The organism is Mesorhizobium sp. C372A, from assembly GCF_030323245.1.
Taxonomy (GTDB): domain Bacteria; phylum Pseudomonadota; class Alphaproteobacteria; order Rhizobiales; family Rhizobiaceae; genus Mesorhizobium.
The window spans coordinates 5,009,462-5,029,095 of record NZ_CP100475.1; the positions used below are offsets into that span (position 1 = coordinate 5,009,462).

Annotated in this window: 22 protein-coding genes; 8 read left to right on the forward strand and 14 right to left on the reverse strand. The window is 61.6% G+C overall.

Annotation, left to right across the window (positions count from 1 at the left end):
- Positions 1-22: 22 nt before the first annotated feature.
- Both NLY42_RS24025 and NLY42_RS24030 read left to right on the forward strand, forming a co-directional pair.
- Positions 23-1,138, forward strand: a complete 1,116-nt coding sequence (locus NLY42_RS24025; protein ID WP_023689462.1) for a carbohydrate ABC transporter permease — start codon at positions 23-25, stop codon at positions 1,136-1,138.
- A 9-nt stretch (positions 1,139-1,147) separates the two neighbouring features.
- On the forward strand, positions 1,148-2,065 hold the full coding sequence (locus tag NLY42_RS24030) for a carbohydrate ABC transporter permease (RefSeq protein ID WP_023669427.1): 918 nt from the start codon (positions 1,148-1,150) through the stop codon (positions 2,063-2,065).
- Between the two features lie 231 nt (positions 2,066-2,296).
- On the opposite strand, the gene NLY42_RS24035 is transcribed toward NLY42_RS24030, so the two are convergent.
- Complete coding sequence (locus NLY42_RS24035) at positions 2,297-3,040, reverse strand: creatininase family protein (RefSeq protein WP_023753598.1); 744 nt, start codon at positions 3,038-3,040, stop codon at positions 2,297-2,299.
- A 3-nt stretch (positions 3,041-3,043) separates the two neighbouring features.
- Positions 3,044-3,610 carry an SIS domain-containing protein gene (locus NLY42_RS24040; protein WP_023682302.1) on the reverse strand — a complete coding sequence of 189 codons (567 nt, stop codon included), beginning with the start codon at positions 3,608-3,610 and terminating at the stop codon, positions 3,044-3,046.
- Positions 3,611-3,794: 184 nt separating this feature from the next.
- On the opposite strand from NLY42_RS24040, the gene NLY42_RS24045 reads away from it, so the two are divergent.
- The gene (locus NLY42_RS24045) at positions 3,795-4,817 is read left to right on the forward strand and encodes an aldo/keto reductase (RefSeq protein WP_023682303.1); all 1,023 of its coding nucleotides are present in this window, start codon (positions 3,795-3,797) and stop codon (positions 4,815-4,817) included.
- Positions 4,818-4,907: 90 nt separating this feature from the next.
- Here the strand turns inward: NLY42_RS24045 and NLY42_RS24050 are convergent, their stop codons facing one another.
- The 4 genes from NLY42_RS24050 to clpP all read right to left on the reverse strand — a co-directional run bounded on the left by NLY42_RS24050 (position 4,908) and on the right by clpP (position 10,261).
- A complete protein-coding gene (locus NLY42_RS24050) occupies positions 4,908-5,180 on the reverse strand; it encodes an HU family DNA-binding protein (RefSeq protein ID WP_023669423.1) in 273 nt (90 codons plus the stop codon).
- Between the two features lie 196 nt (positions 5,181-5,376).
- Positions 5,377-7,788, reverse strand: coding sequence for an endopeptidase La (lon, locus tag NLY42_RS24055; protein WP_023682304.1), 2,412 nt, complete (start codon positions 7,786-7,788; stop codon positions 5,377-5,379).
- A 273-nt stretch (positions 7,789-8,061) separates the two neighbouring features.
- Positions 8,062-9,336, reverse strand: a complete 1,275-nt coding sequence (clpX, locus tag NLY42_RS24060; protein ID WP_023682305.1) for an ATP-dependent Clp protease ATP-binding subunit ClpX — start codon at positions 9,334-9,336, stop codon at positions 8,062-8,064.
- Between the two features lie 295 nt (positions 9,337-9,631).
- Entirely contained in the window at positions 9,632-10,261 is a 630-nt protein-coding gene (clpP, locus tag NLY42_RS24065; RefSeq protein WP_023682306.1) for an ATP-dependent Clp endopeptidase proteolytic subunit ClpP, read from the reverse strand.
- 308 nt (positions 10,262-10,569) lie between these two features.
- On the opposite strand from clpP, the gene NLY42_RS24070 reads away from it, so the two are divergent.
- A complete protein-coding gene (locus NLY42_RS24070) occupies positions 10,570-11,160 on the forward strand; it encodes a hypothetical protein (protein WP_023753599.1) in 591 nt (196 codons plus the stop codon).
- Between the two features lie 107 nt (positions 11,161-11,267).
- Positions 11,268-12,515 carry a cytochrome P450 gene (locus NLY42_RS24075; RefSeq protein ID WP_023753600.1) on the forward strand — a complete coding sequence of 416 codons (1,248 nt, stop codon included), beginning with the start codon at positions 11,268-11,270 and terminating at the stop codon, positions 12,513-12,515.
- A gap of 44 nt (positions 12,516-12,559) precedes the next feature.
- Here NLY42_RS24075 and NLY42_RS24080 read toward each other — a convergent pair whose 3' ends face one another.
- From NLY42_RS24080 to NLY42_RS24115, 8 genes are all read right to left on the reverse strand, one after another.
- Complete coding sequence (locus NLY42_RS24080; RefSeq protein WP_023753601.1) at positions 12,560-12,862, reverse strand: type II toxin-antitoxin system RelE/ParE family toxin; 303 nt, start codon at positions 12,860-12,862, stop codon at positions 12,560-12,562.
- Positions 12,859-13,149 carry a ribbon-helix-helix domain-containing protein gene (locus NLY42_RS24085; protein ID WP_023753602.1) on the reverse strand — a complete coding sequence of 97 codons (291 nt, stop codon included), beginning with the start codon at positions 13,147-13,149 and terminating at the stop codon, positions 12,859-12,861. The genes NLY42_RS24080 and NLY42_RS24085 overlap by 4 nt, the downstream gene beginning before the upstream one ends.
- A 100-nt stretch (positions 13,150-13,249) precedes the next feature.
- Entirely contained in the window at positions 13,250-13,582 is a 333-nt protein-coding gene (locus NLY42_RS24090; protein ID WP_502882124.1) for a cupin domain-containing protein, read from the reverse strand.
- 208 nt (positions 13,583-13,790) lie between these two features.
- Entirely contained in the window at positions 13,791-15,071 is a 1,281-nt protein-coding gene (locus NLY42_RS24095) for an O-acetylhomoserine aminocarboxypropyltransferase (RefSeq protein WP_023693295.1), read from the reverse strand.
- Between the two features lie 167 nt (positions 15,072-15,238).
- Complete coding sequence (locus NLY42_RS24100) at positions 15,239-15,760, reverse strand: CoA-binding protein (RefSeq protein WP_023669414.1); 522 nt, start codon at positions 15,758-15,760, stop codon at positions 15,239-15,241.
- On the reverse strand, positions 15,757-16,533 hold the full coding sequence (locus NLY42_RS24105; RefSeq protein WP_023693294.1) for an AAA family ATPase: 777 nt from the start codon (positions 16,531-16,533) through the stop codon (positions 15,757-15,759). The genes NLY42_RS24100 and NLY42_RS24105 overlap by 4 nt, the downstream gene beginning before the upstream one ends.
- Positions 16,534-16,541: 8 nt before the next feature.
- Entirely contained in the window at positions 16,542-16,964 is a 423-nt protein-coding gene (locus tag NLY42_RS24110; RefSeq protein WP_023689472.1) for a VOC family protein, read from the reverse strand.
- 11 nt (positions 16,965-16,975) lie between these two features.
- On the reverse strand, positions 16,976-17,797 hold the full coding sequence (locus NLY42_RS24115; protein WP_023753604.1) for an enoyl-CoA hydratase: 822 nt from the start codon (positions 17,795-17,797) through the stop codon (positions 16,976-16,978).
- Between the two features lie 146 nt (positions 17,798-17,943).
- Here NLY42_RS24115 and NLY42_RS24120 point away from each other — a divergent pair, with 146 nt between their 5' ends.
- From NLY42_RS24120 to rpsI, 3 genes are all read left to right on the forward strand, one after another.
- The gene (locus NLY42_RS24120; protein ID WP_023743589.1) at positions 17,944-18,408 is read left to right on the forward strand and encodes a PaaI family thioesterase; all 465 of its coding nucleotides are present in this window, start codon (positions 17,944-17,946) and stop codon (positions 18,406-18,408) included.
- 217 nt (positions 18,409-18,625) lie between these two features.
- Positions 18,626-19,090, forward strand: a complete 465-nt coding sequence (rplM, locus tag NLY42_RS24125; protein ID WP_023669409.1) for a 50S ribosomal protein L13 — start codon at positions 18,626-18,628, stop codon at positions 19,088-19,090.
- Between the two features lies 1 nt (position 19,091).
- A complete protein-coding gene (gene rpsI, locus NLY42_RS24130) occupies positions 19,092-19,574 on the forward strand; it encodes a 30S ribosomal protein S9 (protein WP_023669408.1) in 483 nt (160 codons plus the stop codon).
- Positions 19,575-19,634 lie beyond the last annotated feature (60 nt).

Below are 19,634 nucleotides of genomic sequence, written 5' to 3' on the forward strand. Positions count from 1 at the left end.
TTTTTTAAACGGACGGGGACGCGTGGCAGACCAGACCACCAATGCATGGCCGGCCAACGCCGGCCCAGCCGATCTGATCTCGCCGGCCCGCAAGCGGGCGGGTTTTGCCCTGATGGCGGCCGCCACGCTTGGCCTGCTGGCGGTGATCGCGTTTGAGATCCTCTACAAGAACGAGATCACCACGCTCGGCTTCGAGACCTGGCGTCCGATCGTCTACGCCTATGTTCTGTGGGGCGTGGCGCTCGGCATCGGCCAGGTGCTGACGCGCGGCGAGGACGGCCAGCGCGCGCTGTTCCTGCTGCCGGCGCTGCTGTTCACCATCGCCATGGTGATCTTCCCGACGCTGTTCGGCTTCTATATCGCGCTGACCGACTGGAACCTGTCGTCCTTTTCCGGCCGCAAGTTCAACGGGCTCGACAATTTCTGGCAGATGCTGGCCGATCCCTACTACCGCAACGCGCTGTTCAACATGGTGCTTTATGTGCTCGCCGTGCTGGTTGAGTATGTGATTGCCTTCGGCCTGGCGCTGCTGCTCAACGCGCAGATCCGGGCGCGCAAATTCTTCCGAGTCGTCTTCCTGATGCCGCTGATGCTGTCGCCGGTCGCGGTATCCTGGATGATCGGCAAATCGCTGATGGAATACCGTTTCGGGCCGGCGGCGACGCTGGCGCGCCATCTCGGCTGGGAGAACCCCGCCTTCTTCTCCAACCCGATCACCGCCCGCATCTCGATCATGGTGCTCGACGCCTGGACCTTCATCCCGTTCATGATGATCATGCTGCTTGCCGGCCTGCAGGCGATGTCGCGCGACGTGCTGGAAGCGGCGCGCGTCGATGGCGCCACGCCCTGGCAGACTTTCTGGCAGGTCACCTTCCCGCTGATGCTGCCGGTGTCGGTCACGGCGGTGATCCTGCGCATCATCTTCAAGCTGAAGCTCGCCGACATCATCATTACCGTCACTTCCGGCGGGCCTGGCGGCGCCACGGATTCGGTGTCGAGCTTCATCTACCGCGAATACCGCGACCGTTCGAATGTCGGCTACGGCACCATGCTGGCGATGGCCTATCTCGTCATCATCGTCGTGTTCGTGACCTGGCTGTTGAAATTCGCCAATCGCTTCGTGCGCAACGTGAACTGACGAGGCACAATGAGCGTCCAGACCACCGACTATGCTGCCTCGGAAATCCGCTCACCGCTGGGTTTTCTGGCCAATCGCATCTTCATCTATGGCGCGCTGGCGTTCTGGGCCTTCATCTGCCTGTTCCCGATCTACTGGACCATCACCACCTCGTTCAAGACCGCGGTCGACGTCACGCAAGGACACCTCATCCCGTTCGTCGACTTCCAACCGGACTGGAAGGGCTGGCGCTCGCTCGGCCTGTCGCCGGATTCGATCTTCCAGACCTCGACGGTGCGGGAGGAGTTTTTCAAGCGCTTCATGAATTCGGTCATCACCTCGGTCGGCGCGTCGAGCCTCGCCATCGTCATCGGCAGCCTCGCCGCCTATGGGCTGACCCGGTACCGCTATCAGTTCGCCTGGTTCAAGAACGAGGACATCTCCTTCTTCTTCCTGTCGCAGTTGATCCTGCCGCCGGTGGTGCTCGCCCTGCCCTTCCTGGTGCTCTACCGCGAAGTCGGTCTGCTCGACACACGCATCGGCCTGATCCTGCTCTACACGCTGATGGTGCTGCCGATCGTCATCTGGATCATGCGCGACCAGTTCAACTCGATCCCTGTCGAACTCGAGGAGGCAGCGCTGGTCGACGGCCTGTCGATCTGGGGCGCTTTTTTCCGCATCGTCATGCCGATTGCGCTGCCGGGCATGGTCGCCGCTTTCATCCTGGCGATGGTGCTGTGCTGGAACGAGTACTTTTTTGCGGCACTGCTGACCTCGACGGACGCCAAGACCATCCCGGTGATGGTGGCGAGCCAGACCGGCTCGCAAGGCATCAACTGGTGGTCGATGGCGGCGCTTGCCACCGCCGCGATCGCACCGCTGGCGGTCATCGGGATTGCGCTTGAACGCTATCTCATCATGGGCATGACGGCTGGCGCGGTGAAGTAGGGCGAGAGGCGGCGTGCCCCTCTACTGTTGACCTCGGCGGGACAGCACCCCCCTCTGGCCTGCCGGCCATCTCCCCCGGAAGGAGGGAGATCGGCAGCTTTGGCTGCATCGCTTTTCTTGCGACGTAGGTGATTGGCGAAAGCGGAAATGACATCTGATCGCCCCCTTGCGGGGGAGATGTCCGGCAGGACAGAGGGGGTGTGAAGGATCGCTACAGAGCGACTTTGTCTGCTAGCGCCTCAATATCGCCCTCAGGTGATCCATGATCATCGCCACACCCTTTCGCCCCAGCTCCGCCGAGGCCTCCGGCGCACTCGCCGTATACCACGCGGTATTCTCGCCAAAACGCCCGGCATCGACCGCTTCCGGACACAGTGCCAGCATCAATGATGTCTCGCCAACACCGGCGTGATCGAACGGATACTTCCCGTTCATGGCAGCCGACATCAGCGGGTGCACCTGCACCCAGTTGAAGAAATTCTCGCCGGCGGCGTGCCCGGCATAATAATCGGCCATCTCGTCTGAGCCCCACCAGCCCTCGCCGCGCTGCTTCTCGAGGAAGCGGAAGATCGCCTGGCGGCCGGCGGCCTTGAAGGCGAGATCGGTCGGCATGCCGGCGGCAAAGTTCTCGGTCTGGTGGTGGATGATGGCGTTGATGTTGCGAAAGCCGATGCGCAGAAGGCTGTAGAACAGCTCCTCGCCAAACGGCGCCAATTGATTGCCGCCGACCTGCACCGAGCCGCTGCCTTCGGGTGCTGCCACCGCATAGCTCGCCGCACCGTAGTAGAAAGCCGGCAGGACGACGATGTCGGCCTCCTTCTCGTAGAGCTCCAGCGTCTTGACGACGGCCAGCGTGTCCATGCCGACGGCCATGTGCTCGCCGTGATATTCGAGCACGCCGAGCGGGAGAGCGACCGGCCAGTTCTCGGCGATCGCCTTGCGGATCTGGTGCGGCAACATCAGTTCGTAGCGCATGATCTATTCCATGTTGGTGTGGCGGGTGCGCATGGCCTCGGACGACTGGCCGGTCAGCGCCTTGAGCTTCAGCACCATCACCTCGAACAGCAGGAACAGCGCCCCTTCGAAGACCGAGCCCATCGGCAGCAGCGATGTCTTTTGTGGCCCCTGGTCACGCGCCATGGTCTGCGCCGGGATCAGCAAGGTGAAGTCGGCAAGCGCGACCGCACTACTGCCTGCCTCGGCGGTGAGCAAAAGCACGGTGGCGCCGGCCTGGCGGGCGACTTGCATCAAGGTAAGCACCGTCGTCGTCTCGCCCGGGCCGGAACTGACCAGGAAGACATCGGCTGGGCCAAGCGGTGGCGTGTTCATGTCGCCGACCACCGACACCTCAAGGCCAAGGTGATAGAGGCGCATGGCGAAACCCTTGAGCTGCAAGGCCTCGCGGCCGCAGCCATAGACGACGATCTTTTGCGCGCGGGCCAGGGTTTCGCAGGCGGTGTAGATGCCGGCTTCGTCGACGCGCGCCAGTACGGCGCCCAGCTCTTGCAGGGCGGTCGAAAACATATCCGAGCCGGCATTCGTCATGAGAGTCCCATCTGTCCGGCTGGGTTTGTGGCCGGTGATTTCGGGTTGCGCGCTTTCGGAAAAAGGCTTGTTTTTGTTCATGCTATCACCGCGAAAATGCCTGTCCAACGGCCATGGCGGCTTTTGCTGAGCCAGCGGCGTGATAGTGTCATGTCAGACAATCAATCCAGGAAATCAGCACGACATGAAGACACGGCATTTCGACCGCATCGGCAATGGCGGCCTCGACTTTACCGAGCTTGGCTTCGGCAGCGCGCCGCTCGGCAACCTTTACCGCGCCGTCCCCGACGAGGATGCCAACGCGACGCTGGAGGCGGCGTGGGCGACCGGCTGCCGTTACTACGACACCGCGCCGCTCTATGGCCTGGGCCTTGCCGAAACACGGCTCAATGCCTTCCTGCGCGGCAGGAAGCGCGACGATTATGTGCTGTCGAGCAAGGTCGGTCGCCTGTTGCGCGCCTGCCCGCCGGAGGAACGAACCGGCATCGGCAAGTTCTTCGACACACCGACGCGCAAGGAGGTCTACGACTACAGCTACGACGGCGTCATGCGCTCGTTCGAGGCGTCGCTGGAACGGCTTGGCGTCGACCGCATCGACATCCTTTTCGTCCATGACCTCGACATCTTCACCCATGGCAGCAAGGAGGCGTCAGACCAGCGCATCGAGGAATTCATGGCCTCGGGCTACAACGGACTGGTTGCACTGCGCGACCAGGGCGTGATCAAGGCCTTCGGCGGCGGCATCAACGAATGGGAGGTTTGCCAGACGCTGGCGGAGCGTGGCGACTTCGACCTGTTCCTGCTGGCCGGGCGCTACACGCTGCTGGAACAGGAAGCGCTTGCCACCTTCCTGCCGCTCTGTGAGCAACGCGGCATCGGCATCGTTCTCGGCGGTCCTTACAATTCCGGCATCCTGGCGACCGGGCCGAAGCCAGGCGCCTATTACAATTACTCCGAGGCGCCAAGGGACATCATGGATCGCGTCGGGCGCATCGAGGCCGTCTGCCAGCGCCATGGCGTCAGGCTGATCGAGGCGGCGCTGCAGTTTCCGCTGCTGCACCCTTCCGTGGTGTCGGTCATCCCCGGCGGCCAGCGGCCGAGTGAAGTCGAAAGCAACCGCGCCCTGCTCGATGCCAAGCTGCCTGCGGCGCTGTGGGCGGACCTCAAGCAGGAAGGCCTGATGCGCGCGGATGCGCCGGTGGGCTGAAGGCTCGCCTCAGCAGGCTGACGGCCTGCCGCCATCGAGGCAAAAGAAAAGCCGGGCGAACCCGGCTTTTCAACATTCTCTGAAAAATTTTTAGTTGACCGCGTCCTTGAGGCCTTTGCCGGCCGAGAACTTCGGCACGGTACGCGCCGGAATCTTCACTTCCGCGCCAGTCTGCGGGTTGCGGCCAGTCGATGCCGCACGCTTGGAGACGGTGAAATTTCCGAAGCCGACGAGCCGTACATCGCCGCCCTTCTTCAGTTCGCCAGTGATGACGGAGAACACCGCCTCAACCGCCGACTGTGCGTCACCCTTCGAAATGCTCGCGGATTCAGCGACAGCGGAAACCAGTTCGTTCTTGTTCATAAAAATTCCCTTCCATGAGAAAACCGGAACTTTCGACTCATCCGGCAGGAGAGGGACTTTAGAAAGAAGCGCTCGCAAACCCAAGTCAAAAAGCCGGAAAAAAGTTGAAAAAAGCCCGGAAATGGTGGGTTTTTCACATGAAAAAGCCGGGCTCAAGGCCCGGCTCTCTCTTTGTGCACTGCAACTTTAGTAGTTTCTAATGTGCAAGCGACTTTCCAGCATCGTCAACGGTATCGGTGGAAGCCGGCGGATTGACCGGCTCGACCCACTCGATTGGCTCCGGCATGCGCACCAGCGCGTGCCTCAGAACCTCGCCGACACGTGAGACCGGAATGATCTCCATACCGTTCTTCACATTGTCCGGTATCTCCGCCAGATCCTTGGCGTTGTCTTCCGGGATCAGCACCTTCTTGATGCCGCCGCGCAATGCGGCGAGCAGCTTCTCCTTGAGGCCGCCGATCGGCAAGATGCGGCCGCGAAGCGTTATCTCGCCAGTCATCGCCACATCGGCCCGGACCGGAATACCAGTCATGACAGATACGATGGCCGTCGCCATGGCAGCACCTGCAGACGGACCGTCCTTCGGCGTGGCGCCTTCGGGCAAGTGGACGTGGATGTCACGCTTGTCGAACAGCGGCGGCTCGATGCCGAAATCGATGGCCCGCGAGCGGACATAAGAGGCCGCCGCCGAGATCGATTCCTTCATCACGTCGCGCAGATTGCCGGTCACCGTCATGCGGCCCTTGCCGGGCATCATGACGCCTTCGACCGTCAGCAGCTCGCCGCCGACTTCCGTCCAGGCAAGACCGGTGACGACACCGACCTGATCGTCAGCCTCGACCTGGCCGAAGCGGAAGCGCGGAACACCGAGGTAATCGGCGAGGTTCGCCGCCGTGATGCTCACCGTCTTCTTCTTCGTCTTCAGGATCTCGGTCACCGCCTTGCGCCCGAGCTTCATCAGCTCGCGCTCCAGGCTTCTGACGCCCGCTTCACGGGTGTAGGTCTGGATGATGCCGCGGATCGCGTCCTCGCCGACGGAGAATTCCTTCGGCTGCAGGGCATGATCGCGGATCACCTTGGGCATCAGGTGACGCTTGGCGATCTCGATCTTCTCGTCCTCGGTGTAGCCGGCGATACGGATGATCTCCATGCGGTCCATCAGGGGCGCAGGGATGTTCAGCGTGTTCGCCGTCGTCACGAACATCACGCTCGACAGGTCGTATTCGACCTCGAGGTAATGGTCCATGAACGTCGAGTTCTGCTCGGGATCGAGCACCTCGAGCAAAGCCGATGACGGATCGCCGCGGAAGTCCTGGCCCATCTTGTCGATCTCGTCGAGCAGGAAGAGCGGGTTGGACTTCTTGGCCTTCTTCATCGACTGGATGACCTTGCCGGGCATCGAGCCGATATAGGTGCGGCGGTGGCCACGGATCTCGGCCTCGTCACGCACGCCGCCAAGCGCCATGCGGATGAACTCGCGGCCGGTCGCCTTGGCGATCGACTTGCCGAGCGAGGTCTTGCCGACGCCGGGAGGGCCGACGAGGCACAGGATCGGCCCCTTCAGCTTCTTCTGGCGGCTTTGCACGGCGAGATACTCGACGATGCGGTCCTTGACCTTATCGAGGCCGAAATGATCGGTGTCGAGCACGTTCTGCGCAAACGCCAGGTCCTGCTTGACCTTGGAGTTCTTGCCCCACGGGATCGACAGGATCCAGTCGAGATAATTGCGCACGACGGTCGATTCCGCCGACATCGGCGACATCGTCCGCAGCTTCTTCAACTCGGCTTCCGCCTTTTCGCGGGCCTCCTTGGAGAGCTTGGTCTTCTTGATGCGCGCCTCGATCTCGGCGGCCTCGTCGCGGCCGTCCTCGCCTTCGCCGAGCTCCTTCTGGATCGCCTTCATCTGCTCGTTGAGGTAATATTCGCGCTGCGTCTTCTCCATCTGGCGCTTGACGCGCGAGCGGATGCGCTTCTCCACCTGCAGGACGGAGATTTCGGCTTCCATGAAGCCCATCGCCTTTTCCAGCCGTTCCTTGACGGACAGCGTGGCCAGCATCTCCTGCTTCTCGGGGATCTTGATGGCGAGGTGCGAGGCAACCGTATCGGCGAGCTTGGAATAGTCGTCGATCTGGCTGGCGGCGCCCACCACTTCAGGCGAGATCTTCTTGTTCAGCTTGACGTAGTTTTCGAAGTCGGTGACGACCGAACGGGCGAGCGCCTCGACCTCGACCTCTTCCTCCTCCGGCTCGACCAGCGCCGTGGCGGTAGCTTCGTGGAAGTCCGGACGGTCGGTGAACGAGACGATCTTGGCACGCGAAGCGCCTTCGACCAGCACCTTGACGGTGCCGTCGGGCAGCTTCAGCAATTGCAGCACATTGGCGAGCGTGCCGATGTCGAAGATCGCATCGGGCTCGGGATCGTCATCGGCGGCATTCATCTGGGTGGCAAGCAGGATCTGCTTTTCCTGACCCATAACCTCTTCCAGCGCCTTGATCGACTTTTCACGCCCGACAAAGAGCGGAACGATCATGTGCGGGAACACCACGATGTCGCGCAGTGGGAGGACTGCGAAGACGCCGTCGCTGGGAGCCTTGGATATTTTGGCCATTGTCCAACCTTTCATGTCGCGGCCGCTAATTGAGCCAACCGCGAATCTCATATTAACGACCGGTGATCGTTCCGCCTACCACCGTTTGTGACGGGAGTTTTACAGCACAGAATTCGGCACCTCGGCCTTCCGATGTTAGTTGGATGCACGAGAGGCAAAGATCAAGGGTCGACACGTTCGTTCATCCACTCCGTCACAAGGATCGGTACCTCACCACAGCAAAACGGCGCCCCGCGGGCGCCGTTCCATAAAAAGGTTAGGCCAGATGCCAGATCAGGCGCTGACGTTGCCCTTCTTTTCCTTCTGCTCGGAATAGATGTAGAGCGGCCGGGCGCTGCCGGTCACCACTTCTTCCGAAATCACCACTTCGCGCACGCCTTCCAGAGCGGGCAGTTCGAACATGGTGTCGAGCAGGATCGCTTCCATGATCGAGCGGAGGCCACGGGCGCCGGTCTTGCGCTCGATGGCGCGCTTGGCGATCGCCGACAGCGCATTCTCATGGAAGGTCAGGTCGACACTCTCCATCTCGAACAGCCGCTGATACTGCTTGACCAGCGCGTTCTTCGGCTCGGTCAGGATCTGGATCAGCGCCGGCTCGTCGAGGTCTTCAAGCGTCGCCAGGACCGGCAGACGGCCGACAAACTCGGGGATGAGGCCGAACTTCAAGAGATCCTCGGGCTCGACCAGGCGGAACACGTCGCCGGTGCGACGATCCTCGGGCGAAGCCACGATGGCGCCGAAGCCGATGGAAGTCTTCCTGCCGCGATCCGAGATGATCTTGTCCAGCCCGGCGAAGGCGCCGCCGCAGATGAACAGGATGTTGGCGGTGTCGACCTGCAGGAACTCCTGCTGCGGATGCTTGCGGCCGCCCTGCGGCGGCACGGAGGCAACGGTGCCTTCCATGATCTTCAGAAGCGCCTGCTGCACACCCTCGCCCGACACGTCGCGGGTGATCGATGGGTTGTCGGACTTGCGCGAAATCTTGTCGATTTCATCGATGTAGACGATGCCGCGCTGGGCGCGCTCGACATTGTAGTCGGCCGACTGCAGCAGCTTCAGGATGATGTTTTCGACGTCCTCGCCGACGTAACCGGCTTCGGTCAGCGTCGTCGCGTCGGCCATGGTGAAGGGCACGTCGATGATGCGGGCCAGCGTCTGGGCAAGCAGCGTCTTGCCGCAGCCGGTCGGGCCGATCAGCAGGATGTTGGACTTCGCCAATTCGACGTCGTTGTTCTTGCCGGCATGCGCCAGGCGCTTGTAGTGGTTGTGGACAGCCACCGACAGCACGCGCTTGGCGTAGGGCTGGCCGATGACATAGTCGTCGAGAACCTTCAGGATCTCCTGCGGGGTCGGCACGCCCTCGCGCGACTTCACCATCGAGGTCTTGTTCTCCTCGCGGATGATGTCCATGCATAGCTCGACGCACTCGTCGCAGATGAACACCGTTGGGCCGGCGATCAGCTTGCGCACCTCGTGCTGGCTTTTGCCGCAAAACGAGCAATAAAGCGTGTTCTTCGAATCACCGCTGTTGTTGCCGACTTTGCTCATTTTCCTGTCCTTTCATGGCCGCCCGCCGATGGTCTGGCTGAAAGGGCGCATATTCTATCTATCGCGGGAATTCGCCGCCGCCAGTGTCCCGGCTCCCGCAACGCATTCCGTACGAAACACAAATCAGAAAACGTCGCAATGATTCGCGCCAACCCTGCACAAAGCTAAGCCGTCGAAAATCAACATAGCCTTAACGTAGGCAATCCCATCCACCGAGGGAACAGCCAATTGTGGCCGAAATGCCGCAAATCCCAGCAAAAGCGCGTTATCCAGCCACGCAACTGCCATGCAGCGCTTATGCCGCAGCGCCTTCGACCGGCTCGCGCGACGAAATGACCTTGTCGATGAGGCCGAAATCCTTGGCTTCGTCGGCTGTCATGAAATGGTCGCGGTCAAGCGTCTTTTCAATGTCTTCGTAGCTCTTACCGGTGTGTTTGACGTAGACCTCGTTGAGGCGGCGCTTCAGCTTGATGATGTCCTGCGCGTGCCGCTCGATGTCGGAGGCCTGGCCCTGGAAACCGCCGGAAGGCTGGTGAACCATGATACGGGCGTTCGGCGTGGCAAAACGCATGTCCTTGTGGCCGGCGGTCAGAAGCAGCGAGCCCATCGACGCCGCCTGGCCGATGCACAGCGTCGACACCGCCGGCTTGATGAACTGCATGGTGTCGTAGATCGCCATGCCCGAGGTCACCACGCCGCCCGGCGAGTTGATGTAGAGATTGATCTCTTTCTTCGGGTTCTCGGCCTCGAGGAACAAAAGCTGTGCACAAACCAGCGTCGCCATACCGTCTTCGACCGGGCCGGTGATGAAAATGATGCGCTCTTTCAGCAGGCGCGAGAAAATGTCGTAGGCCCGCTCGCCGCGATTGGTCTGCTCGACCACCATCGGAACGAGGTTCATGTAGGTTTCGACGGGGTTCTTCATGGACTACCCTTTTTGGAGATGGGGATTCCGGCGCCGGGAAATCGGGCAGAATCGGTTCTTGATGGTTAGAATGTAAATAGGATGCCGGCTCACCCTAGCGCAAGGCCGCCTCTCCTAGCCATCTGGTTAAGTCGAATCAAGGTTTCCGCGCAAGGGAAGCCCGAAGGCGGCCAACGGCGTTTTTGCGGTGTAGCAATTCCTTAACCCCGTCGCTTAACGAAACGCGGCGAAACCGCTTTCCCCCGGAGAACCATCCCCTACAATTCAACATTGAACCTCACGTTTCGGGTTCAAACAGGGGGAGTGCCATGATCAGGAAAACTGCTTGCCTCGCCATCCCCGGCCTTGCCGGTCTCGGCATGGTGTCCGATGCGGTTGCCGGCGGCCGGGCCGCCGAATGCTATGAGCCGGTGCACAGGCCGGCGCTCTATGACACCGTCTATGAAGACGTCATGGTCAGTCCCGGCGGGCAGTTGGTCGACTATGATCCGCCGATCTATGGCACCATGGAGCGCGTCGAGCAGATCGCGCCGCCCCGAGTCACCTATGACATCGTACCGGCGAGAACCCGCACCGTTTACCGCACGGTCCAGGTCGACGATGGCGGCTATGCCTGGGAATGGCGCGTCATCCACGGCCGCAAGGTGCTGTGCAAGGTGTGGCGCAAGGCCCGCTACGCGCGTGTGGCCGAAACGGTGGTGGTTGAACCGGAGCGCACCCGCCGGGTTGTGCTGCCGGCCGAATATGAGAGCGTCGCCCATGAAGTGCTGGTGCGGCCCGAGCGGCGGCACGTCACCCAGATAGCGCCGTCATACCAGAGGATGGCGCGCCGGGTGGTGGTGCAGGAAGGCTCGACCAGCTGGCGCCGCGTGCATATTGCCAGGCATTGCGAGGACTAGACTTCGGTACTTCGCCGAGGTCCGCCTCGGTTGGCTCAATCCATAGGGCCGTCGGGTGCCAACATCCGGTCTGGCACCAAGCCGGCAAGCCGCGGTAATGGTCTGGCATGACCACATCCATGCCGCCCTACCTCGCCTTTGATCCAGCCACGCGCCGCCTGCGGCTCGATCCGCACGAACCGGCGTTTTTCCAGAACCCCTACGACGCCTATGCCGTCCTGCATGGCGCATCGAATGCCTTCTTCTGGGAGGAATTCGGCTTCTGGTGCTTTGGCGGCTTCGACGACGTCAACCGGCTGTTGCGCGACCGCCGCTTCGGTCGCCAGAACCCGGCCGGCATTCCCGACAGCCGCGGCATCGGCGAGGATCGCTCGCACCTCATCGCCTTCGACGGCATCGAGACCAATTCGATGCTGGAGCTGGAGCCGCCGGTGCACACCAGGCTCAGAACCCTGGTCAACCGCGCCTTCGTCTCGCGCCAGGTAGAGCAGCTGAGACCGCGCGTCGAAGCGCTGGCCAATGAACTGATCGACCGTTTCGAACCGCGCCAGGTCGATCTATTGCCCAGCTTCGCCGCGCCTTTGCCGATCACCATCATTGCCGGAATGCTTGGCGTGCCGGTGGAAATGGGGCCGCAACTGCTCGACTGGTCGCACCGGATGGTGGCCATGTACATGCATGGCCGGACGCGCGAGACCGAGGAAGCGGCCAATCGCGCCGCGCGCGATTTTTCCGACTTTTTGCGTGGCTATGTCGCTGAGCGGCGCAAGAAGCCTGGCGACGACCTGCTGTCGCTGCTGATCGCGGCGCAAGAGGATGGCCAGAAGCTGTCGGAAGACGAGTTGGTCTCGTCCGCCGTTCTGTTGCTCAATGCCGGCCACGAGGCGACCGTCCATCAAACCGGCAACGCCGTGCGCACGTTGCTGGCGCAAGGCGACGACCCCGGCCGTTTCTTCACCTCGCCGGAAGCAACCGCTGCGACGGTCGAGGAGTGCCTGCGCTTCGACGCGCCGCTGCACATGTTCACCCGCTACGCCTATCAGGAGGTCGAGGTGACATCCGGGGTTGTCGTACAACCGGGGGAGACGGTCGGCCTGCTGCTCGGCATGGCCAATCATGATCCGCTTGCCCTTGCCGAACCTGGCGCCTTCCGGCCCGGCCGACCAGACCAGAAGAATGTCTCGTTCGGCGCCGGTATCCATTTCTGCATCGGTGCGCCGCTGGCGCGGCTGGAGTTGCAGGTGTCGCTGAAAACCCTGTTCGAGCGGCAGCCGCAACTCCATCTTGCGGAGGAGCCGCGCTTCCGCGACACCTATCATTTCCATGGGCTGGAAAAGCTCGCCGTCGGGTTCTGACGCGAGGATGGGGGTTCTATGCAGGCGGCAACCAGCCCCTTGGCTCAATCCTCGCCGGAAAGCTCAAGCGTACGCCCGGCGTAGAGAATCCGCAGTATGATCACCCTGTCACCGGTGACTTCAAATGCAATGGTAGCGCGACGGCGCCAGCCAACGGTGCGCAAGCCAGGAGCAATCGCGTCATGACGTGTTCCCCGCTCGGGCAATGTCTCGAAGCTCAGGCAATAATCAACAATCCGTCCGACAAAGTTCAGCGCCGTATCGACGCCCGCCCTTGGCGCTAATTCGGCCAGCAACTCGGCAATGTCTTGCTGTGCCGCGGCGTGAAACCTCACCCGATGTTTCATGCACCGGTGCGCGGCCTTGCAGTGACTTTTCGAGCGTAGTCGGAAAGGTTCTTGCGTACCTCTTCGGCCGTCAAAAGGCGCTCGGGATGCTCGCGAGCATCCTCAAGGGCCGGCACCACTTCCTCCAGCAGCCAACGCTGCATGGCCGAATCGCGCGCTACCAGGGTGCGCAAGCCATCGCGGATAACTTCGCTTTCGTTGGCGTATTTGCCTGAGGAAACCTTGTCCTTCACCATCTGCGCGAGGTCGTGCGGCAGGGTGATGGTCAGCGGTTGGGTCGTTCGCATGGTCGCATCCTTCCGAACCCCAAACTATAGCATAGTGTATGACTTAGTCATACACTATGTCGAGATCGGATCGCTGGGCCAGAACCCTTGCGCCGCGAGATCAGAGCTTGACCACATACTCCTTGCGGGTCGTTTCAAGCACTTCCCAGCTGCCCCTGAAGCCTGGCCTGAGCACGAAACTGTCGCCGGCCCGGACCGTGCGCGCCTCGCCGCCATCCTCGGCAACCACCGAGACGCCGGACAGGATGTGGCAGAACTCCCATTCGTCATATTCGATGCGCCATTTGCCCGGCGTCGCTTCCCAGATGCCGGCATAGAGGCGGCCATCGCGCTCCTCGACATTCCAGGTGCGGAACTTCGGATCGCCCGCAATCAGACGATCCGGCGCCGGGGCGCCAATCTCGGCGTCGACGCTGTCGGTCGATATTGCCAAGTAATGCGCGGACAGGGTTTGCCTCCAACAGATTAGTGACTAGTGAGTAGTGCAGAGTAGTGACTAGTGAGTAGTGAGTAGTGAGTAGTGAGCGGAAAGCGCTCCCTCGAGCGGGTGGCTGATCACTAATCACTGCTAACTAGTGAATACCGACTACTACTCACTACTCACTACTCACTACTCACTACTCACTACTCACTAAAAAAATTCAAACCTTGGTCAAAGCCTGTTCCAGATCGGCGACGATGTCGTTGACATCCTCGATGCCGACGGAAAGCCGGACCGTGTCCGGTCCGGCACCCGCCTTGACCTTCTGCTCGTCGGAAAGCTGGCGATGCGTGGTCGAGGCCGGATGGATGACCAGCGACTTGGTATCGCCGACATTGGCGAGGTGCGAGAACAGTTCGAGCGCCTCGACGAACTTGATGCCTGCGTCGTAGCCGCCCTTCAGGCCGAAGGTGAAGACAGCACCGGCGCCTTGCGGCGAGTATTTCTTCTGCAGCGCGTTGTTCTTGTCGCTGGGCAGGCCGGGATAGTTGACCCAGGCGACCTTGGGGTGGTTGGACAGCCAGCCGGCTACGGTGATCGCATTGTCGCAATGGCGCTGCATCCTGAGTGGCAAGGTCTCCAGCCCGGTCAGGATCAGGAAGGCATTGAACGGCGAAATCGCCGGGCCGATGTCACGCAGGCCAAGCACGCGCGCGGCGATGGCGAAAGCGAAATTGCCGAAGGTTTCGTGCAGGACAAGGCCGCCATATTCGGGGCGCGGCTCCGACAGCATCGGATATTTGCCGGATTTCGACCAGTCGAACGTGCCGCCATCGACGATGGCGCCGCCGATCGAATTGCCGTGGCCGCCGATGAACTTGGTCAGCGAATGGACGACGATGTCGGCGCCATGCTCGATCGGCCGCACCAGATAGGGCGAGGCCAGCGTGTTGTCGACGATGAGCGGCAAGCCGTGCTTGCGGGCGATGTCGCCGATTTTCTCTATGTCGACGAAGGTGCCGCCGGGATTGGCCAGGCTCTCGATGAAGATCGCCTTGGTCTTGTCGTCTATCTGGCTTTCGAAGGTGGAGACGTCGTTGGTGTCGGCCCAACGCACCTCCCAGCCGAAATTCTTGAAGGCATGGCCGAACTGATTGATCGAACCACCGTAAAGCCTTGTGGCGGCGACGAAATTATCGCCAGGCCGCATGAGATTGTGGAACACGATCACCTGTGCGGCATGGCCGGAAGCAACGGCAAGTGCAGCCGTGCCGCCTTCGAGCGCCGCGATCCGCTCTTCCAGCACCGCCTGGGTCGGGTTCATGATGCGGGTGTAGATGTTGCCGAAGGCCTTCAGCCCGAACAGCGAGGCGGCATGGTCGGCATCGTCGAACACAAAGGAGGTCGTCTGGTAGATCGGCGTGGCGCGTGCGCCCGTCGCCGGGTCGGGCTTGGCGCCGGCATGGACGGCGAGCGTGTTGAAACCGGGCGTGCGGGTCATCGAAAACCTCCCTGAGCGGTAAACGTGTGAATGATGAAATGGTCAATGGTGAGCGATGAATGGTGGTCGCAAAGTCGGCCAGTCCCACCTTGATTGCAAGCCGCTCATATGCGGCTTTACCCGGCTTCCAGGAAAATCCTTCTATTCACCATTCACCATTCACTGCCTTACTTCTGGCGCACACCGAAACTCTGGAATCCCGACCGCATCAGCGGCTTCTTCGACGAAAGCACACCGGAGTTGACGCCGGTCCAGCCGATCTCGCCCGACAGCTTGCCATATTCGATCTTCGGGCAGCGGTTCATCACCACCTTGATACCGGCCGCCTCGGCACGCGCGGCCGCCTCGTCATCGCGCACGCCAAGCTGCATCCAGACGACTTTCGGCAAGGGGTCGAGCTTCAGCACCTCATCGACAATGCCGGGCACCGCTGCGGAGGCGCGAAAGATGTCGACCATGTCGACTGGTTCAGGCAGATCGGCAAGGCTGGCATAGGTCATGCGGCCGAGGATTTCCTTGCCGGCCTGCCCCGGATTGATCGGAAACACCGAAAAGCCCTTGGCCAGCAGGTATTTCAGCACGAAAAAGCTCGGCCTGACATCGTTGGCCGACGCGCCGACCATGGCGATGGTCTTCACAGAATTGAGGATGCCGCCGATATAGGCATTGTCGTAGCTATCGTGATTCACTCGTCGGTCTCCCTCAGTGCTTCCTCCATAAAGGACTGCGGGTCCGTGCAGAAGTCGCGCATCATGCGAAAATGATCGGTATCGGTGAAATCTGTGGGGTCGAGGCCGAAGCGGCTGATGCGGAACAGCCGCGCGCCCGGACAGGCCATCAGCAGCGGCGAGTGCGTCGCCATGATCACTTGAGCCGTGCCGGACCGGTCCATGCGCCGCAGCATCTTCAGCAGCTCGATCTGCCGCGATGGCGACAGCGCGCTTTCGGGCTCGTCGAGGATGTAGATACCTTGCCGGCGGCAGCGCTCCTCGAAGAAGCGGATGAACCCTTCACCATGCGACCAGGACAGGAAATCCGGCGGCGCCCCGCCAGATTCCAGCGCCGCCTGATCGAGATAGCGGGCAACCGAGTAAAAAGATTCGGCGCGGAAGAACCAACCCGCTGTGACCTTCGGCAGCCAGTGGCCGCGCAACGTGTCGGCAAGCGCTGCACCACTCTCGTCGATGGCGCCGGAGTGGTCGACGGGCATGTAGCCCTTGCCGCCGCCGGCTTCGTCGTAACCGGCCAGCGCGCCGATCGCTTCCAGCAGCGTCGATTTGCCGGTGCCGTTTTCGCCGACAATGATGGTGATCGGCGTGGTGAATTCGAGCTCGAATTCGCGGCCGCGGAACAGAGGCAGGTTCCAGGGATACTTGTCCCAATCTTCCACGCGCTCGGGGTCAATCAGGATGCGTTTGAGATAAGGCGCCTTAAGCCGGGTCAGTTGCTTGCGATAGCCCATGCGGACGCTCAGTCCGGCAGCGAGATGGTGCCGTCATCCGCGATCGGGAAGGCCGGATTGTGTGCGACTTCCCAGACATGGCCGTCGGCATCGGCGAAATATCCATACCAGCCGCCCCAGAAGGCGCGGCCTGCCGGCTTGACGATCCTGCCGCCGGCCTTCTCGGCGGCCGCCAGCACGTCGTCGACTTCGGCATCGGAGCGGGTGTTGTAGGCGAGGTAGACCGCCGACGGTGCTGCGGCGAAGGCAATGCCTGAATCCTCCTCGGCGCTTGGCCTCGGGAACAGGCCGAGAATGGCGCCGCCCATCTGGAAGAAGGCGACGCCATCGGTGATGCCGGCGTGGCGCTTCAAGCCCATGCCTTCGTAAAAGCGCACGGCGCGCTCGAGATCGTCGGTGGCGATGGTGATGATGGAGATGCGCGGTTCCATGGATCGAAAACCTATTCGTCCGTCCATTCCGGTTTGCGCTTGCCGATGAAGGCGCCGATGCCTTCCTCGGCGTCGCGGGCCAGCATGTTCTCGACCATGACGCGGCCGGTATAGGCATACGCGTCCGCCAATCCCATCTCGGCCTGCGCGTAAAAGGCTTCCTTGCCGGTCTTGACCACCAGAGATGATTTGGAGGCAATGGTTTGCGCGTATTTGGTGACGATCTGATTCAGGTATTCGCGCGGCACGACGCGGTTGACCAGGCCGAATTCCTTGGCGGTTGCGGCATCGATGGTCTCGCCGGTGAGCAGCATTTCCATGGCGTGCTTGTGAGACACGTTGCGTGACAGCGCCACCATCGGCGTCGAACAAAACAGGCCGATATTGACGCCCGGCGTGCAGAAGGTCGCTTCATGCGAGGCAATGGCGAGGTCGCAACTGCAAACCAGTTGCAGCCCCGCAGCGGTGGCTAGGCCATCGACTTCGGCGATGATCGGGAGCGGATGGCGCACGATCTGCTGCATCAACGCCGCGCAAGCCGAAAATGTCTGCTCGAAAAACCCCTTGCCCTTGTCGGCGTCGGCGCGGCGCGCGGTCATTTCCTTGAGATCGTGACCGGCGCAGAAGACTTTCCCGGCGGCCGCCAAGACGATGACGCGGACCGATTTGTTGGCCTTGGCACGGTCGAGCTCGGCGCTCAATCCCGCCATGACGGAAAGCGACAAGGCATTGGCGGGCGGATTGGCGAGCGTCAGGCGCAGCACGCCCTTGTCCAGCCCGGCGATGACCGGCCCGTCTATGGCAACAGGTTTGATCGAAAGGATTTCGGCCATGACAAGGGTCTCCGCGATTCCGCCGGGCGCCGCCAGACTATCTAATATCGGATCGAGTTTCATCAACACCCATCGCTTGCGCCAGAGGTGTTGCCAGAAGCGCATCATTGCGTTCATACAGGCCCGGCATAGAACGAGAGACCGACATGCCCGCCCAGGACAATCTCAAGCCGGTGCTGACGGCGGCTGAAGTCAATGCGCTGATGGCCAGCGTCTACCCCCAGCTCAACGACGAGTTCACGTCGTATGAGGCGCTCGATGTGTTTCCCGGCGGCTGCACGGTGCGGCTCAACGCCAGCGAACGGCATTTGCGTCCCGGCGGCACGGTGTCCGGGCCCTCGCTGTTCACGCTGGCCGACATTGGCGGCTATGTCTGCGTGCTCAGCCATGCCGGGCCGGATGCGCTTTCGGTTACGGTCAACCTCAACATCAATTTCGTCCGCAAGGCCGAGGCCGGCCCGATCGACGGCCATTGCCGCATCCTGAAGCTGGGCAAGAGTCTGATGGTGTTCGATATCGACATCGTCGCCGGACCGAAGGAACACACGGTTGCGCATGCGACCGGCACCTATTCGATCCCGCCGAAGCTCGCCGCCGATGTGGTAAAATAATACCTTTTAGTCAAACCTTTGTTTTTATTGCACTTTACGAGCAGACGTGCTTTTCCCGCGCCTTGACGTGCCCACTCCCCTCGCCTATAAGCCGTCACGAAGCAGCGGCCCGCAAAGGCCGCCGTTTTTGTTATTGGCGGCGGGCAAGTGCCTTGTCGCCAATCCAAGCAACAAGAAACGCCTTCTTCGGAAGGTCAAAATCGAAAGCAGAAAATCCATGGCAACCTTTTCGCAGAAGCCTGCGGATGTGGTGAAGAAGTGGGTGCTGATCGACGCCGAGGGTCTCGTCGTCGGCCGTCTCGCCACTGTCATCGCCAATCATCTTCGCGGCAAGCACAAGCCCACCTTCACCCCGCATGTCGACGACGGCGATAACGTCATCGTCATCAATGCCGACAAGGTGGTGTTCACCGGCAAGAAGTTCACCGACAAGGTCTATTACTGGCACACCGGTCACCCCGGCGGCATCAAGGAGCGCACCGCGCGCCAGCTGCTCGAGGGCCGTTTCCCCGAGCGTGTCGTCGAGAAGGCCGTCGAACGCATGATCCCGCGCGGGCCGCTCGGCCGTCGTCAGATGAAGAACCTCCGCGTCTATGCAGGCACGGAACATCCGCATGTCGCCCAGCAGCCCGTCACCCTCGACGTCGGCGCGCTGAACGCCAAGAACAAGAAGGTTGCATAAGATGGCTGAGCTTTCCTCGCTCGCAGAATTGGGCGCCGCCACCGGCAACACCAACACCCAGCCGGCAGCACCCGTCCATGTCCAGAAGCTCGACAAGTCGGGCCGCGCCTATGCCACCGGCAAGCGCAAGAACGCCATCGCCCGCGTCTGGGTGAAGCCGGGTTCGGGCAAGATCGTCGTCAACGACAAGGAATTCGCGACCTATTTCGCGCGTCCGGTCCTGCAGATGATCCTCAACCAGCCGATCATCGCTTCCAACCGCGCCGGCCAGTACGACATCGTCGCCACCGTCATCGGCGGCGGCCTGTCCGGCCAGGCCGGTGCCGTTCGTCACGGCATCTCCAAGGCGCTGACCTACTATGAGCCGGCACTGCGCGCCGTGCTCAAGAAGGGCGGCTTCCTGACCCGCGACAGCCGCGTCGTCGAGCGCAAGAAGTACGGCAAGGCGAAGGCCCGTCGTTCCTTCCAGTTCTCGAAGCGCTAAGCGCTGCGACGTTCCAGACATCGAAAGGCCGCCTCCGGGCGGCCTTTTCTTTTGGGTCTC

Bases quoted from the DNA above. Each gene is read 5' to 3' on its own strand.
- lon (WP_023682304.1), bottom strand. From the start codon at position 7,788: ATGGCCAAAATATCCAAGGCTCCCAGCGACGGCGTCTTCGCAGTCCTC.
- rpsI (WP_023669408.1), top strand. From the start codon at position 19,092: ATGGCTGAGCTTTCCTCGCTCGCAGAATTGGGCGCCGCCACCGGCAAC.
- NLY42_RS24080 (WP_023753601.1), bottom strand. From the start codon at position 12,862: ATGAAACATCGGGTGAGGTTTCACGCCGCGGCACAGCAAGACATTGCC.
- NLY42_RS24095 (WP_023693295.1), bottom strand. From the start codon at position 15,071: ATGACCCGCACGCCCGGTTTCAACACGCTCGCCGTCCATGCCGGCGCC.
- NLY42_RS24070 (WP_023753599.1), top strand. From the start codon at position 10,570: ATGATCAGGAAAACTGCTTGCCTCGCCATCCCCGGCCTTGCCGGTCTC.
- clpX (WP_023682305.1), bottom strand. From the start codon at position 9,336: ATGAGCAAAGTCGGCAACAACAGCGGTGATTCGAAGAACACGCTTTAT.
- NLY42_RS24030 (WP_023669427.1), top strand. From the start codon at position 1,148: ATGAGCGTCCAGACCACCGACTATGCTGCCTCGGAAATCCGCTCACCG.
- NLY42_RS24035 (WP_023753598.1), bottom strand. From the start codon at position 3,040: ATGCGCTACGAACTGATGTTGCCGCACCAGATCCGCAAGGCGATCGCC.
- NLY42_RS24075 (WP_023753600.1), top strand. From the start codon at position 11,268: ATGACCACATCCATGCCGCCCTACCTCGCCTTTGATCCAGCCACGCGC.
- clpP (WP_023682306.1), bottom strand. From the start codon at position 10,261: ATGAAGAACCCCGTCGAAACCTACATGAACCTCGTTCCGATGGTGGTC.
- NLY42_RS24115 (WP_023753604.1), bottom strand. From the start codon at position 17,797: ATGGCCGAAATCCTTTCGATCAAACCTGTTGCCATAGACGGGCCGGTC.
- NLY42_RS24045 (WP_023682303.1), top strand. From the start codon at position 3,795: ATGAAGACACGGCATTTCGACCGCATCGGCAATGGCGGCCTCGACTTT.
- NLY42_RS24110 (WP_023689472.1), bottom strand. From the start codon at position 16,964: ATGGAACCGCGCATCTCCATCATCACCATCGCCACCGACGATCTCGAG.
- NLY42_RS24040 (WP_023682302.1), bottom strand. From the start codon at position 3,610: ATGACGAATGCCGGCTCGGATATGTTTTCGACCGCCCTGCAAGAGCTG.
- rplM (WP_023669409.1), top strand. From the start codon at position 18,626: ATGGCAACCTTTTCGCAGAAGCCTGCGGATGTGGTGAAGAAGTGGGTG.
- NLY42_RS24105 (WP_023693294.1), bottom strand. From the start codon at position 16,533: ATGGGCTATCGCAAGCAACTGACCCGGCTTAAGGCGCCTTATCTCAAA.
- NLY42_RS24050 (WP_023669423.1), bottom strand. From the start codon at position 5,180: ATGAACAAGAACGAACTGGTTTCCGCTGTCGCTGAATCCGCGAGCATT.
- NLY42_RS24085 (WP_023753602.1), bottom strand. From the start codon at position 13,149: ATGCGAACGACCCAACCGCTGACCATCACCCTGCCGCACGACCTCGCG.
- NLY42_RS24120 (WP_023743589.1), top strand. From the start codon at position 17,944: ATGCCCGCCCAGGACAATCTCAAGCCGGTGCTGACGGCGGCTGAAGTC.